This window comes from Thalassorhabdomicrobium marinisediminis, assembly GCF_003072065.1.
Classification (GTDB): Bacteria; Pseudomonadota; Alphaproteobacteria; order Rhodobacterales; family Rhodobacteraceae; genus Octadecabacter; species Octadecabacter marinisediminis.
In genome coordinates this window covers 255,094-269,777 of the sequence record NZ_QCYG01000006.1, presented here as the reverse complement: position 1 = coordinate 269,777, position 14,684 = coordinate 255,094, and the positions used below count along the sequence as shown (strand labels likewise).

The 14,684-nt window shown below is 60.6% G+C and carries 19 protein-coding genes; 2 read left to right on the top strand and 17 right to left on the bottom strand.

The window, feature by feature from the left end; translation table 11 throughout:
- Window positions 1–110: 110 nt before the first annotated feature.
- Window positions 111–497, bottom strand: coding sequence for a type II toxin-antitoxin system death-on-curing family toxin (locus tag DC363_RS11055; protein ID WP_108641213.1), 387 nt, complete (start codon window positions 495–497; stop codon window positions 111–113).
- A complete protein-coding gene (locus DC363_RS11050) occupies window positions 494–718 on the bottom strand; it encodes an AbrB/MazE/SpoVT family DNA-binding domain-containing protein (RefSeq protein WP_108641212.1) in 225 nt (74 codons plus the stop codon). Before DC363_RS11050 ends, DC363_RS11055 begins: the two co-directional genes overlap by 4 nt.
- Window positions 719–786: 68 nt before the next feature.
- Between DC363_RS11050 and DC363_RS11045 the strand changes: the two genes are divergently transcribed.
- Entirely contained in the window at window positions 787–1,395 is a 609-nt protein-coding gene (locus tag DC363_RS11045; RefSeq protein WP_108641211.1) for a 2OG-Fe(II) oxygenase family protein, read from the top strand.
- A gap of 75 nt (window positions 1,396–1,470) precedes the next feature.
- Window positions 1,471–2,178, top strand: coding sequence for a lysozyme family protein (locus tag DC363_RS11040; RefSeq protein ID WP_108641210.1), 708 nt, complete (start codon window positions 1,471–1,473; stop codon window positions 2,176–2,178).
- Here DC363_RS11040 and DC363_RS11035 read toward each other — a convergent pair.
- The 15 genes from DC363_RS11035 to rpsL form a co-directional block, all read right to left on the bottom strand.
- Entirely contained in the window at window positions 2,175–3,290 is a 1,116-nt protein-coding gene (locus tag DC363_RS11035; RefSeq protein WP_108641209.1) for a serine/threonine protein kinase, read from the bottom strand. The two genes, DC363_RS11040 and DC363_RS11035, sit on opposite strands and share 4 nt — an antisense overlap.
- Window positions 3,291–3,531: 241 nt before the next feature.
- Complete coding sequence (gene rplP, locus DC363_RS11030) at window positions 3,532–3,945, bottom strand: 50S ribosomal protein L16 (protein WP_108641208.1); 414 nt, start codon at window positions 3,943–3,945, stop codon at window positions 3,532–3,534.
- 12 nt (window positions 3,946–3,957) lie between these two features.
- A complete protein-coding gene (gene rpsC, locus DC363_RS11025; RefSeq protein WP_108641207.1) occupies window positions 3,958–4,674 on the bottom strand; it encodes a 30S ribosomal protein S3 in 717 nt (238 codons plus the stop codon).
- A complete protein-coding gene (gene rplV, locus DC363_RS11020; protein ID WP_108641206.1) occupies window positions 4,674–5,054 on the bottom strand; it encodes a 50S ribosomal protein L22 in 381 nt (126 codons plus the stop codon). The genes rpsC and rplV overlap by 1 nt, the downstream gene beginning before the upstream one ends.
- A gap of 3 nt (window positions 5,055–5,057) precedes the next feature.
- Window positions 5,058–5,336: a 30S ribosomal protein S19 gene (gene rpsS, locus DC363_RS11015; protein WP_108641205.1), complete on the bottom strand. Its 279-nt coding sequence runs from the start codon at window positions 5,334–5,336 to the stop codon at window positions 5,058–5,060.
- Window positions 5,337–5,339: 3 nt separating this feature from the next.
- Window positions 5,340–6,182 (bottom strand): 50S ribosomal protein L2, encoded by an 843-nt coding sequence (gene rplB, locus DC363_RS11010; RefSeq protein ID WP_108641204.1) that lies wholly within the window; start codon window positions 6,180–6,182, stop codon window positions 5,340–5,342.
- 288 nt (window positions 6,183–6,470) lie between these two features.
- Complete coding sequence (locus DC363_RS11005; RefSeq protein WP_108641203.1) at window positions 6,471–7,550, bottom strand: PRC-barrel domain-containing protein; 1,080 nt, start codon at window positions 7,548–7,550, stop codon at window positions 6,471–6,473.
- 270 nt (window positions 7,551–7,820) lie between these two features.
- Window positions 7,821–8,117: a 50S ribosomal protein L23 gene (locus DC363_RS11000; protein ID WP_108641202.1), complete on the bottom strand. Its 297-nt coding sequence runs from the start codon at window positions 8,115–8,117 to the stop codon at window positions 7,821–7,823.
- Complete coding sequence (rplD, locus tag DC363_RS10995) at window positions 8,114–8,731, bottom strand: 50S ribosomal protein L4 (protein WP_108641201.1); 618 nt, start codon at window positions 8,729–8,731, stop codon at window positions 8,114–8,116. The genes DC363_RS11000 and rplD overlap by 4 nt, the downstream gene beginning before the upstream one ends.
- Window positions 8,721–9,593, bottom strand: coding sequence for a 50S ribosomal protein L3 (gene rplC, locus DC363_RS10990; RefSeq protein ID WP_108641200.1), 873 nt, complete (start codon window positions 9,591–9,593; stop codon window positions 8,721–8,723). Before rplC ends, rplD begins: the two co-directional genes overlap by 11 nt.
- Window positions 9,594–9,605: 12 nt before the next feature.
- Window positions 9,606–9,917: a 30S ribosomal protein S10 gene (gene rpsJ, locus DC363_RS10985; RefSeq protein ID WP_108641199.1), complete on the bottom strand. Its 312-nt coding sequence runs from the start codon at window positions 9,915–9,917 to the stop codon at window positions 9,606–9,608.
- Window positions 9,918–10,220: 303 nt separating this feature from the next.
- Window positions 10,221–11,396: an elongation factor Tu gene (gene tuf, locus DC363_RS10980; RefSeq protein ID WP_108641182.1), complete on the bottom strand. Its 1,176-nt coding sequence runs from the start codon at window positions 11,394–11,396 to the stop codon at window positions 10,221–10,223.
- Between the two features lie 73 nt (window positions 11,397–11,469).
- Complete coding sequence (gene fusA / locus DC363_RS10975; RefSeq protein WP_108641198.1) at window positions 11,470–13,587, bottom strand: elongation factor G; 2,118 nt, start codon at window positions 13,585–13,587, stop codon at window positions 11,470–11,472.
- Between the two features lie 15 nt (window positions 13,588–13,602).
- A complete protein-coding gene (rpsG, locus tag DC363_RS10970) occupies window positions 13,603–14,073 on the bottom strand; it encodes a 30S ribosomal protein S7 (RefSeq protein WP_108641197.1) in 471 nt (156 codons plus the stop codon).
- 12 nt (window positions 14,074–14,085) lie between these two features.
- Window positions 14,086–14,457 (bottom strand): 30S ribosomal protein S12, encoded by a 372-nt coding sequence (gene rpsL, locus DC363_RS10965; protein ID WP_108641196.1) that lies wholly within the window; start codon window positions 14,455–14,457, stop codon window positions 14,086–14,088.
- Window positions 14,458–14,684: the final 227 nt, after the last annotated feature.

Genomic DNA, 14,684 nt, shown 5'->3' with positions numbered 1-14,684 from the left:
GATTGAACCTGCACACGCCACGTGACCCGATTCTCCGATGGAGTGGGTAGAAGTGCGCCGTATAGGGCGGTTGGCCCCGTCTGGCAACACCCCTGTGCGGTTTTCTGCGGTCAGAGCGGGCGCGCACCGGACCGGAGCCATTCGGCGAAGGCCGGCTCGGTCATGGCGTCGCGGGCGAGGTCTTCGATGGCGGTAACAGTTGCATCGGTATCATGACGAACGTGTCGGCCATTGGCGAAAAGAAAAGACAGTGCGGAGACCAGCGCCGTGCGCTTGTTTCCGTCAACAAAAGCCTGTGCCTTGGCGATATCGAAGGCATAGGCTGCAGCCAGATCGAAAAGGTCTGTCACGCCGTATTGCCATTTGTTGAGGGGGCGGGCGATTGCGCCTTCAAGCAGACCGCGATCGCGAAGCCCCGCCGCCCCACCGTGGCGCGAGATTTGCCGATCATGAATGGCAATAGCGGCCGTGACCGAGACCCAAGTCGGTTCGGTCATGCGAGCTTTTGCAGAGCTTCGCGGTTTTCGTCCATGACGATCTCCGCCGCCTCCAGTATCTCGGCAAGGGACTGATCGCGGGCCATGATGCGCAGATCCCCATTATCCCCACGCACAACGAACAGACTGTCACCCTCTTTCGCGTCCAGCAGGGCAAGCATCTCAGTGGTCAGTGTCATCACGGCGGAATTGCCGACGCGGCGGATTTTGGTTTCGATCATGGCGTTGCCCTTTCGTGTGTCCGAATGTATATACGCCCCAGCCCCATCATTTCAAGTCAGGATCGCCCGTGCCCAACATCCGCTCCCTTTTCGCCACCCGCCTTTACCACGCGCCGCTTGGTGACATCGACACCGACGAATTGCGGGCGTCGTGCTATTCCATTGCGGAGGATGACGAGGCCGGGCAGGAGTGGTGCGAGGCGAACGAATTTCCCGGCTACACCTCTTATGCTTCTCTCACGGATTTGCCGTGGCGGTTTCCGATCTTTCAGGCCGTGGTCGACGCCTTGGACAAACACGTGGCGGCCTTTGCCGAAGACCTCGCGTTCGACCTCGACGGGCGTGATCTGGTGCTTGAGGACATCTGGATCAACATCCTGCCCGAAGGCGGCATTCACACCAGCCATATCCATCCCCACTCGGTGATCTCGGGCACGACCTACGTGAAGATGCCCGAAGGGGCCTCAGCCCTCAAGCTCGAAGACCCGCGCAGCCAGATGATGATGGCCGCTCCGCCCCGCAAGAAGGACGCCCGCGAGGAAATGCGCGGCTTTATCTACGTGCAGCCGGAACCGGGGGATGTGCTCTTGTGGGAAAGCTGGCTGCGCCACGAGGTGCCGATGAACCTGTCCGAGGAAGACCGGATTTCTGTCAGCTTTAATTACAAATGGAGCTAAATTGACCGGCGGGTGAAACCCTCCGTCAAGACTTGATCCCCATACCCGCCCCGAACTCAGAAGGGGTGGAACCGTATGAAGCGGATTGCGATGATGATGGTGCTGGCTAGTAGCCCCGCCATGGGCGAGATGAATTCCCTGTTTGCCAGCGGGCAGGCCCGTTCGGGGGGGGAAGAGCAGATCGTCACCGCCTCGGCCAGACCCTCAAGCCTGTTTGCCGGATCGTCGGGCCTGTTCGCCCCCCGGCCGGACCGGGCCGTTCCCGCTGTCGTGCGGGCGCCACTGGCGGGCACCGGGGATGCGCCGGTGGACCGCCTCCTCAGCCTCATCGCGCAAGCCGAAGCCGGGTCCGCCGGCTATGACGCCGTCCAGCACGGCGCGCGGGTGCGGCCGGGCCGCCCGCCGACGCAGATGACGCTGGGCGAGATTTTCGACTGGATCGCCGCAACGCCGGGCCAGCCCCATGCCATCGGACGGTATCAATTCATCCCGTCGACCCTGCGGCGGGTGGCGCAGGTGCGCGGCTTCGGCCCCGAGACACGTTTCACCGCCGGGGTGCAGGATGCGCTGGCGCTGGTCCTGCTTGAGGATGCGGGCCTGACGCGGTTCGAGGCCGGCACGCTGGGCCGGCGCCAATTCATGCACAATCTCGCACGGATCTGGGCCGGCCTCCCCCTGCCCAACGGGCGCTCCTATTACGAAGGCCACGCGGGCAATTCCGCGACCATGAGCTGGACCGCGTTCGAAGGGGGCATGGTGCGGATCTGGCCCGCAGCAGGCTAGGCGGACAGGCTGGGGAAGTAATCCTCGCACGTCCCTTCGCGATAGACGTCCGCCGTGCAGCAATGCAGCCCGCCGCCAAACGCATAGGCGTCGCGCAGCTCGACCTCGACCACCTCCATGCCGAGCTTGTCCATCTGTTCGGCCTGATAGACCTCGGACTTCTCGACGCAGACGGTTTTCGGATCAAGCACAAGCACGTTCATGCTCAGCCACGTCGAAGAATAGCACAGCGGCGGCGGCGTGTTGTGCGCGGGCTGGGCCGCGTCAACGATCTGCCAGTCGTTGTCTTCATACATCTTGCGCTGGTCGTCGGGCAGACGGCGCTGGGGGTTGTTGAGGATCAGACCGGGCCGCAAGGGCGTGAACGTCGCGTCGATGTGGATCGGATAGGGATCGCCTGGGAAATTCACCGTGTGGACGCGGTGATCCGGGAAGTGGCGGCGCAGCCATTCGATGCCTTTAAGGTTCGTGGTGAACCCGTGCTGCACCACAAGGTCGCGACCAAAACGCAGGACGTCAGCGGCGTCGAAAAGCGGCTCTTCCTCGGTCGTGACGAAGAACTTTTCCTCGGCCCATTGCAGCCGCTTGGCCACGCCGATTTCCTCAGACAGGTAATCGGGATGGTAGTCCGCATCCGTCAGACGCGGCTTCGGCGCGGATTCGTGGCGGAAGTTCGGATCCTCGTCGAAATATCGCTGCATCAACGGGCGATAGTTGAGGTATTCAAACCAGCGGCAGCGATAGGACATCGTGGCTTCGAGCATCTCGGAGCCCACGGTCAACAACACATCGCGGGGCGGCATACAGCCGAACTGGCTTTCGGTGTGGAAGTCCGGCGTGGTGACCGGCTTGGAATGGTCGATCGGCGTCGGACGGTCGACCCGCACGCCGCGTTTTTCCAGAAGGCTGGCGAAGTTGTCGAGCAATTCGTTGGCGCGGTCGATCGTTTCCTGCGGGCGGCGCCCCCACTCCCCGCGCATGTCGCTGTCCTCGGGCACCTTCGCATCCAGCGCCGGCTCCTCGGGCGGGATATGTCCGTCATCAGCGCGCCCTACGATCACATGGCGCAACGGATCCCATTCATTCCAGGAGTTGACGATGGTCTTGGTCATGGCGGGTTCTCCGTGGTTGCTTGACGACAGCGTTTGGTAGGCGGGAAACGCTAGCGCGGCAAGAGGGAAACAAACATGACGTCACCCTGCGGCACTGGCTCAGACACGGCCCCAATCAAAGAAAAACCCCCGCCGCATGTGCGACGGGGGTTTTTGTATTTTTACCGTGTGCGGCAACATTTGACTGCGTCAAACGTTCACCCGCATGTCGCAAACTTGCCCGTTGGGCAAATATCGCGAGTTACCAGTCTTCGCGGACCACGGTGCGGGTCTTGATCGGCAGCTTCATCGCGGCAAGGCGCAAGGCCTCACGTGCGACGCTTTCGTCAACACCGTCGATCTCAAACATGACGCGGCCGGGCTTGACCTTGCAGGCCCAACGGTCGACCGAACCCTTACCTTTACCCATACGGACTTCGATGGGCTTGGCGGTGATCGGCGTGTCCGGGAAGATGCGGATCCAGACGCGACCCTGACGTTTCATGTGACGTGTCATCGCGCGGCGGGCCGCTTCGATCTGACGGGCGGTCACACGCTCAGGTTCAGTCGCCTTGAGGCCATAGGTGCCGAAGTTCAGGTCGGAGCCGCCTTTGGCTTCGCCCTTGATGCGGCCCTTGTGCATCTTGCGGAATTTAGTGCGTTTTGGCTGAAGCATTGTTTAATCCTTTCAGCGGTCACGGCCACCAGGACGTGCGCCGCGCGGGGCGGGACCATCCTGAAGCTCTTGCAGTTTACGGTCATGCGCAGACGGATCGTGCTCCATGATGTCACCTTTGTAGATCCAGGTCTTGATCCCGATGATACCATAAGCCGTCTGTGCTTCGACGTGCGCGTAATCGATGTCGGCCCGCAGGGTGTGGAGTGGCACGCGGCCCTCACGATACCATTCGGTCCGCGCGATCTCGGCACCGCCAAGACGGCCCGCAAGGTTCACGCGGATGCCAAGGGCACCCATACGCATGGCGTTCTGCACGGCGCGCTTCATGGCGCGGCGGAACGAGACACGACGCTCAAGCTGCTGCGCGATGCTCTCACCGACGAGAACGGCGTCCAGTTCCGGCTTGCGGACTTCGACGATGTTCAGGTGCAGCTCCGACTTGGTCATGGCGGCAAGCTTCTGGCGCAGGGTTTCGATGTCTGCACCTTTCTTGCCGATGATGACGCCAGGGCGCGCGGTGTGAACGGTCACGCGGCACTTTTTGTGCGGACGTTCGATGATGACACGGCTGACGCCGGCCTGCTTGCACTCTTTCTTGATGAAGTCCTTGATCTTCAGGTCTTCGAGCAGCAGATCGCCATAGTCTTTGGTGTCGGCATACCAACGGCTGTCCCAGGTGCGGTTGACCTGAAGGCGCATGCCGATTGGATTAACTTTGTTACCCATTATGCTTGCTCCTCAACTTGGCGCACTTTGATGGTCAGCTCCGCGAACGGCTTGATGATCTTGCCGAAGCGACCACGGGCCCGAGGGCGTCCGCGCTTCATCGTCAAGTTCTTGCCCACATAAGCCTCGGCGACGATGAGCTCATCAACGTCCAGGTTGTGGTTGTTCTCGGCGTTGGCGATCGCGGACTGAAGGCATTTCTTCACGTCCTGCGCGATCCGCTTCTTGGAGAACGTGAGGTCCGTAAGGGCCTTGTCCACCGATTTGCCACGGATCATGCCGGCAACGAGGTTCAGTTTCTGCGGGGACGTGCGAAGCATGCGGGTTTTCGCCATTGCTTCGTTGTCAGCCACGCGGCGGGGATTCTTATCCTTGCTCATGACTTATTTCCGCTTCGCTTTTTTATCAGCCGCGTGACCATAATAGGTGCGTGTTGGCGAATACTCACCAAACTTCTGACCGATCATGTCTTCGGTGATGTTCACAGGGATGTGCTTCCGGCCGTTGTAGACGCCGAACGTCAGACCAACGAACTGAGGCAGGATAGTCGAACGACGGGACCAGATCTTGATGACGTCGTTGCGGCCGGATTCTTTCGCAGCTTCGGCTTTCTTGAGCACGTAGCTGTCGACGAACGGGCCTTTCCATACGGAACGAGACATTGCTTAACGCCCCTTCTTCTTGGCGTGCCGCGAGCGGATGATCAGCTTGCTGGACGCTTTGTTCTTGTTGCGGGTTTTCGCACCCTTCGTGGGCTTGCCCCAAGGTGTCACAGGGTGGCGACCACCCGACGTACGACCTTCACCACCACCGTGCGGGTGATCGATCGGGTTCATGACAACACCACGGACCGACGGACGCTTGCCAAGGTGGCGCATGCGACCGGCTTTACCCATGTTCTGGTTCGAGTTGTCAGGGTTGGACACGGCACCGACGGTGGCCATGCATTCCTGCCGCACGAGGCGCAGCTCGCCCGAGCTCAGACGGATCTGGGCGTAGCCACCATCACGGCCGACGAACTGGGCATAGGTGCCAGCTGCACGAGCGATCTGACCACCCTTGCCGGGCTTCATTTCGATGTTGTGAACGATTGTCCCGATGGGCATGCCGGCGAACGGCATGGCGTTGCCCGGCTTGATGTCGGCCTTGGCCGAAGAGACGATCTTGTCACCGACAGCCAGACGCTGTGGTGCGATGATATAGGCCTGCTCACCATCGGTGTATTGGATAAGTGCGATGAATGCAGTCCGGTTCGGGTCATATTCGATGCGCGCGACAACTGCTTCCATATCGAGCTTGTTGCGCTTGAAATCCACGATCCGATAGAGACGCTTTGCGCCCCCGCCACGACGACGTGATGTGATCCGTCCGGTGTTGTTCCGTCCGCCCGACTTGGTCAAACCCTCGGTGAGGGCCTTGACTGGGCGTCCTTTCCAAAGCTCCGAACGGTCGATCAGCACCAGCCCACGCTGGCCCGGCGTCGTCGGCTTATACGACTTGAGTGCCATGTTAGCTTCTTCCGTTTGCTTGGCGGACCGAAGGCATGCGCCCCGATCCTGATGTGATAGGCCCCCGTAGGTGCCCGGTTGAAATGCAGGTTCCCCCACAAAAGACGAGCCCCGGACGAATCCGAGGCTGGTCGATGGGCGGTGTTTAGGGGGGATGGCTGTGGCGGTCAAGGGCCAAGCGCCGGTGCTTTCGCCGTAGCTAGGTGGCGCGCCCTGTCCCACCGCCGCTGCACACGTGAAAAGGGGCGCCGTGGGGGCGCCCCTTCTACTCGTTACTCGCTCACTCGTTTAGTCGAGGCCGATCCACTCGGCGAGGCGCATGTTGTCTTCCATCAGACGCACCTCGGATTCGTTGAACTCGGGCATCTCTTCCAGACGTTCCTCGGTGTAGCCGGGAACGATGACTTCGTCCTCACGCAGGATCAGCTTTTCCAGCGGGATGGCGACTTCGTTCTCGCCCATGCCGAGGAACCCGCCGACGCCAACGATAGCGACAAGGGTGTCACCGCGGCGACCGATGAAGTCGATTTCGCCCACGTCCTCACCGCGCTCGGTGGCAACCGAACGGCCGACAAGGTCGTCACGGTTCAGGTTGAAGATCGGCAGAACCGAGGTTTCGGTGCGGTAGCGGTCGCGGTCTTCCTCGGACATGACCCCCATCTCATCGGCGTTATAGTCCTCAGTCACGATCCGGGCCTGCTCCTGCTCAACGTTGACCTCGGCGCCATCGGCACGGGTCACATTCACCTCGGGCTCGGCTTCCTCAACTGTAACGTCGGCGCCTTCACCCTGTTCGATGTTCACGTCAGCCTCGGCCTGATTGATGTCGACCAGAGCGTTCTCGGCTTCCTGAACGTTCACGTCAGCTTCAGCCTGTTCGATGTTCACCCGAGGCTCGGATTCCTCGATGGTGATCTTCGGCTCGGGGCGCACGAAGCGGACAACAGGCTCGGGCTGCTCAAGGTCGATGATCGGCTCACCGGTGTCGACGTCAACCTCGGGCTGGGGCACCTGAACGGTGACGGTCGGCTCGGGGATGCGCACGGTCACCTGCGGCTGAGCCTGCTCGATCGTGATGATCGGAGCCTGCTGCTGCACGCGCACGGTGGGTTCGGGCACGGTCACGGTGATTTCGGGCTGTGGCTGGTCCACGGTCACGACGGGGGCGCCCTGCGTGACGTTCACGTCGGGATCGGGGACCTCAACGTCCACGGTTGCGTCCTGCTGCTCGACAACAACCTGACCGCCCATCACGTCGGCTGTCGCGGCTGCATCGTCATCGACTTCTTGCGCGAACGCCGGTGCAGCTACAGCAAGCGCCGCAGCGGATACGCCAGCCAGGAATGTGGTTTTGCGGGTCGTTTTCATACTAGTCCTCCAACATTAACATCGACCAACCCGCCGTTGCAGCGGGCGATCCTATGCTGGAAGAACGTCCCGACCCCCGCCCTGCGTTCCACAAACTTCGCCGCAAAGTTTATGGAACAATACTGCCGGCGCGGCGTTTGCGGTGCCACCTCCCCTGCCCCACCCCGAGCAAAGGGATTTCAGGCCTTCCATCGCCAGCCCCCCCACACACGAAAAAGGCCCCTGCGCGCACGCAGGGGCCTTTCGTGTTCTAGTTCGACAGGCAGGTCCTTACAGACCGGTGCTCACGTCGATGGTGTTGCCTTCCTCAAGCGTCACATAGGCTTTCTTGACATCCTTACGGGTGCCGAGCTGGCCGCGGAACCGCTTGACCTTGCCTTTGGTGATCGAGGTGTTGACCGCTTTGACCTTCACACCAAAAAGAGCTTCAACAGCTTCTTTGATCTGGGGTTTGTTGCTATCGATCGCCACTTCGAAGACGACGGCATTGGCTTCGGAAGCCATGGTCGCCTTTTCGGTGATGACCGGCTTGCGGATCACGTCGTAGTGTTCTGCTTTCGCGCTCATGACAAACGAGCCTCCAGTGCTTCGACGCCAGCCTTGGTCAACACAAGCGTGTCGGACTTCAGGATGTCGTAGACGTTGGCACCCACAGAGGGCAGCACGTCGATGGTTGCAATGTTGCGCGCGGCAACGGCGAAGTTTTCGGACACCTGAGCGTCGATCACAAGGGCGCGCTTCCAACCGAGATCCTTGACCTGCTTGGCCAGAACCGAGGTTTTCGCGTCCTTCATGTCAACCGAGTCCACGATGACCAGCTCACCCGCTGCGGCTTTCGCAGACAACGCATGACGCAGGCCGAGCTTGCGGAACTTCTTGGTCAGCTCGTGACCGTGGCTGCGTGGGGTCGGACCCTTGTAGATACCGCCACCGCGGAAGATCGGAGCCGAACGTGCGCCGTGGCGTGCGCCGCCGGTGCCCTTCTGGCGATAGATCTTCTTGGTCGAGTATTTCACTTCGGACCGGGTCTTCACCTTGTGGGTGCCCTGCTGCGCGTTGTTGCGCTGCCAGCGGACCACACGGTGGAGGATGTCCACGCGCGGCTCAAGACCGAAGATTTCGTCGTTCAGATCGACGGAACCGGCCTGTGCGCCATCCAGTTTGATTGCATCAGCTTTCATCGGACTTGTCTCCTTCCGCTGCGCCACCTTCGTCAGCACGATCGGCTTCGATGGAGGCTTCGGCATCCTTCAGAGCAGCAGCTTCCTGTGCGGCTTGCTCTTCTGCGGCGGCCTTTGCTGCGGCTTCTTCTTCTGCGGCAGCCTGTGCAGCAGCTTCATCAGCCAGACGCTGGGCTTCACGGGCGGCAGAGGCCAGAGCAGCAGGATAGATCACGTTTTCAGGGATCGGCTTCTTCACCGCATCCTTGATGGTGACCCAGTTGCCCTTGGACCCGGGAACAGCGCCCTTGACCATGATCAGGCCACGCTCACTATCGGTCTTGACGACCTGAAGGTTCTGCGTGGTGATCTTGGCCGCACCCATATGACCGGCCATTTTCTTGCCCTTGAACACCTTGCCGGGGTCCTGACACTGACCAGTCGAGCCGTGCGAACGGTGCGAGATGGACACACCGTGCGTCGCGCGCAGACCGCCGAAGTTCCAACGCTTCATCGCACCCGCAAACCCTTTACCGATGGATGTGCCGGAGACGTCGACGAATTGGCCTTCGAAGTAGTGCGAGGCGATGATCTCTTCCCCGACGGGGATGAGATTTTCCTCGGCGACGCGGAATTCCGCGACCTTCCGCTTGGGCTCAACGTTTGCCTTGGCAAAGTGACCGCGCATCGCGGCAGAGGTCCGCTTTGCCTTGGCCGTGCCGGCACCAAGTTGAACAGCCGTGTAGCCGTCTTTGTCAGCGGTCCGCTGAGCAACGACCTGCAGGTTGTCCAGTTGAAGAACGGTCACAGGGATCTGCTTCCCGTCCTCTTGAAAAAGGCGGGTCATGCCGACCTTCTTCGCGATTACACCAGAGCGCAACATACCATGCCCTCCTTAAACCTTGATCTCGACGTCGACGCCAGCAGCGAGGTCGAGCTTCATCAGCGCGTCCACGGTCTGTGGTGTCGGGTCGACGATGTCCAGCAGCCGTTTGTGCGTGCGCATTTCAAACTGGTCGCGGGATTTCTTGTCGATGTGCGGTCCACGCAGAACGGTGAACTTTTCGATCTTGTTTGGAAGCGGGATCGGGCCCCGTACCGAAGCACCTGTCCGCTTGGCCGTGTTGACGATCTCTTGTGTGGAGGCATCCAGCACACGATAGTCAAAGGCCTTCAGACGGATGCGGATATTCTGGCTTGCTGCCATGTCATCACCCATGTCTCGGGTCTCAACGGAGAGGAAGATGGCGGCTCATCCGGCACCCTCATCGCGTCTTCATCTCCAACGGAAGAGGGGCACGCGGTCGGCGCACCCCTGTTGGATAGCGGGCGTATAGAGGGAGTCGGCTGCCCTGTCCAGACCTTCTGTTCGGACATCCGCACTTTATCCGGCGAGAAGAATATCATGGCGCGGAGCACGGCAATTGCCCCCCCCCTGCCTCCATGCAAAAGGCCGCCCCGGGGTGGGGCGGCCTTCGTTGGGGTCCGGTGGTGGTCCGGCGGGGTCGGATCAGTCGATGATCTTGGAGACCACGCCAGCGCCGACCGTGCGGCCGCCTTCACGGATGGCGAAGCGCAGGCCTTCTTCCATCGCGATGGGGGCGATCAGCTCAACGCCGAACTTCAGGTTGTCGCCGGGCATCACCATTTCGGTGCCCGAAGGCAGCTCAACGGTGCCGGTAACGTCCGTGGTGCGGAAGTAGAACTGCGGACGGTAGTTCGCGAAGAACGGCGTGTGACGACCACCTTCGTCCTTGGTCAGAATATAGGCTTCTGCCTCGAACTTGGTGTGCGGCTTCACGGAGCCGGGCTTGCACAGAACCTGACCACGCTCAACGCCGTCACGGTCCACGCCGCGCAGCAGCGCGCCGATGTTGTCGCCAGCTTCACCGCGGTCCAGCAGCTTGCGGAACATTTCAACGCCGGTACAGGTCGTCTTCTTGGTGTCGCGGATGCCGACGATTTCGATTTCGTCGCCCACGTTGATCACGCCACGCTCGACACGGCCGGTCACAACCGTACCACGGCCGGAGATCGAGAACACGTCCTCAACCGGCATCAGGAAGGGCTGGTCCACGGCGCGCGCAGGCGTCGGGATGTACTCGTCAACGGCCTTCATCAGGGCAACGATGGAGTCCTTGCCGATGTTGTCGTCACGCTCTTCCATGGCGGCCAGAGCCGAACCCTGGATCACAGGAATGTCGTCGCCGGGGTACTCGTAAGAGGACAGCAGCTCACGGATTTCCATTTCAACGAGCTCGAGAAGCTCTTCGTCGTCCACCTGGTCGACCTTGTTCATGTAGACGACCATGTAGGGGATGCCCACCTGACGGCCGAGCAGGATGTGCTCGCGCGTTTGGGGCATCGGGCCGTCGGCGGCGTTCACGACCAGGATCGCGCCGTCCATCTGGGCGGCACCGGTGATCATGTTCTTGACGTAGTCGGCGTGGCCGGGGCAGTCGACGTGGGCGTAGTGACGGTCTTCGGTCTCATACTCGACGTGCGCGGTCGAGATGGTGATGCCGCGGGCCTTCTCTTCGGGCGCGCCGTCGATCTGGTCATATGCCTGGAAATCACCGAAATACTTGGTGATCGCTGCGGTCAGGGTCGTCTTGCCGTGGTCAACGTGGCCGATCGTGCCGATGTTAACGTGTGGTTTCGTACGTTCAAACTTTTCCTTAGCCATGATGGCCTCCTTGAATAATCGTGTTGTGGGACCCCCGGCGCGGCGGCCGGGGGAAGCCTAAGCCGCTGACGGCTTAAGCGAATTTTTCCTGGATCTCTTGAGAGATGTTGCTTGGCACCGGATCGTAGTGGTCGAACTGCATGGTGAAGTTCGCACGGCCCGACGACATGGAGCGCAGGTTGTTGATGTAGCCGAACATGTTGGCCAGTGGCACGAAGGCGTCGATCGCGATGGCGTTGCCGCGCGTATCCTGACCCTGCACCTGACCCCGACGGGACGTCAGGTCACCGATGATGCCGCCTGTGTATTCCTCAGGCGTGATCACTTCGACCTTCATGATCGGTTCCAGCAGCTTCGCGCCGGCCTTTTTCATGCCTTCACGCATACACATCCGTGCTGCGATCTCGAAGGCGAGGACCGAGGAGTCAACGTCGTGGAACTTACCGTCCAGCAACTGCACCTTGAAGTCGATGACCGGGAAGCCTGCCAGCGGACCGGAGTCCATGACGGACTGGATGCCCTTTTCGACGCCCGGGATGTATTCCTTGGGCACCGCACCACCAACGATGAGCGACTCGAAGGAGTAACCTTCGCCCGGCTCTGTCGGCATGATGTTGAGCTTGACCTCACCGAACTGACCCGAACCACCCGACTGCTTCTTGTGGGTGTAGGTGTGCTCGACCGCGTGACCGATGGTCTCACGATAGGCCACCTGAGGCGCACCGATGTTCGCTTCGACCTTGAACTCGCGCTTGAGGCGGTCGATCAGGATGTCGAGGTGAAGTTCGCCCATGCCTTTCATGATGGTTTGACCGGACTCGAGGTCGGTCTCAACACGGAAGGATGGGTCTTCGGCTGCAAGGCGCTGCAGACCCATGGACATCTTTTCCTGGTCGGCCTTGGTCTTGGGCTCGACTGCGATCTCGATCACCGGATCGGGGAAGGACATCGTTTCCAGAACCACCTGCTGCTTTTCGTCAGACAGGGTGTCACCGGTCGTGGTGTTCTTCAGACCCGCAAGCGCGATGATGTCACCGGCGTAGGCCTCGGTGATCTCTTCTTGCTTGTTGGAGTGCATCATCACCATACGGCCGATGCGTTCCTTGTTGCCCTTGGTGGTGTTCATCAACGTGTCACCCTTTTCCAGCGTACCGGAATAGATGCGGGTGAAGGTCAATGTGCCCATGTAGGGGTCGTTCATGATCTTGAACGCGAGGCCCGAGAACGGCATGTCGTCATCTGCACGACGTGCGATGTTACGGACTTCCTCTTCGTCGCCGGGGGCAAAGCCCATGTAGTCGACAACGTCTTTCGGGCTTGGCAGGTAGTCGACAACCGCGTTGAGCAAAGGCTGCATGCCTTTGTTCTTGAACGCAGAGCCGCCCAGAACGGGAACGAACTTCAGGTCAAGACAGCCCTTGCGGATCAACTTGCGCAACGTGGGAACGTCGGGCTCGTTGCCGTCAAGGTATTCCATCATCGCGTCGTCGTCCATTTCGACGGCGGCCTCGATCAGCTTGCTGCGCCATTCATCGGCGAGGTCCTGCATTTCGGCCCGGATCGGGGCCTTCTCCCAGGAGGCGCCCAGGTCGTCGCCGTGCCACAGCCATTCTTCCATGGTCACCAGATCAACGATGCCTTCCAGAGCGGACTCGGAGCCGATCGGCAGGTTGATTGGAACCGCGGTCGCGCCCGTGCGGTCTTCGATCATGCGAACGCAGTTCAGATAATCCGCGCCGATCTTGTCCATCTTGTTGACGAACACAACGCGCGGCACTTTGTAGCGGTCGGCCTGACGCCAGACGGTTTCGGTCTGCGGCTCAACACCGGCGTTGCCGTCCAGCACAGTCACGGCACCGTCGAGCACGGCCAGCGAACGCTCGACCTCAATGGTGAAGTCAACGTGTCCGGGGGTGTCGATGATGTTCATCCGGTGCTTGGGGCTGTCGGGCTCCTTGCCGTTCTCGGTGCGCTCCCAGAAGGTGGTCGTCGCAGCCGAGGTGATGGTGATCCCGCGTTCCTGCTCCTGCTCCATCCAGTCCATGGTGCCGGCGCCGTCGTGGGTTTCACCCATGACGTGGTTCTTGCCGGTGTAGAACAGGATCCGTTCGGAACAGGTCGTCTTACCGGCGTCGATGTGCGCGATAATACCGAAGTTGCGGTAAAGTTCGATTGGATAGTCGCGTGCCATAATGGTTGCTTCCCCTTACCAGCGGTAGTGGCTGAATGCTTTGTTCGCATCGGCCATCTTGTGGGTGTCTTCGCGCTTCTTGACGGCGGTGCCACGGCCCTGGACCGCGTCGACCAGCTCACCGGCGAGGCGCTCTTCCATGGTCTTTTCGTTGCGGTTCTTCGCAGCAGCGATCAACCAGCGGATGGCCAGAGCCTCACGGCGTTCGGGGCGCACTTCGACGGGCACCTGATAGGTGGCACCACCGACGCGGCGCGAGCGCACTTCGAGGTTCGGCTTGATGTTGTCGAGGGCTTCGTGGAACACTTCCACGGGTGCCTTCTTGAGCTTGTCCTCAACGCGGTCGAAGGCGTTGTAGACGATGCGCTCGGCAACGGATTTCTTCCCGTCGATCATGAGGTTGTTCATGAACTTGGACAGGACCTTATCGCCAAACTTTGCGTCTGGCAGGATTTCGCGTTTTTCAGCGGCGTGACGACGTGACATGCTATCTCTTCCTTACTTCGGACGCTTCGCGCCGTACTTCGAACGGCGTTGCTTACGGTCTTTGACGCCCTGGGTATCCAGAACACCGCGCACGATGTGGTAACGGACACCGGGAAGGTCTTTCACACGGCCGCCACGGATCAGGACAACAGAGTGTTCCTGAAGGTTGTGGCTTTCACCGCCGATGTAGCTGATGACTTCGAAACCGTTGGTCAGGCGCACCTTGGCGACCTTACGCATGGCCGAGTTCGGCTTTTTCGGTGTCGTCGTATAGACACGGGTGCAGACGCCGCGCTTTTGCGGGTTGCCCTCAAGGTGCATGGACTTCGAGCGTTTGACTTTGGGCTGACGGGGATTCCGGATCAGCTGTTGAATTGTTGGCATTGGGCTTTTTTCCCTACTTCCTACACATGTGTAGCGGCATGATCGCCGCAGATTTCAATTTCACGGGCTTCCTGCGTCCAAAAAGCACGAACAACCCGCTGTCGTAGCCTTACCGGGTGCTACGGAGCGGTTGGGTATTCAGAGGATCGGACCAGCAGTAGGTCGGATCTTGACCACGACGATAATGATGCCTGACCAAGGACGGACCCGTGGCCAAGTTGCGCGCT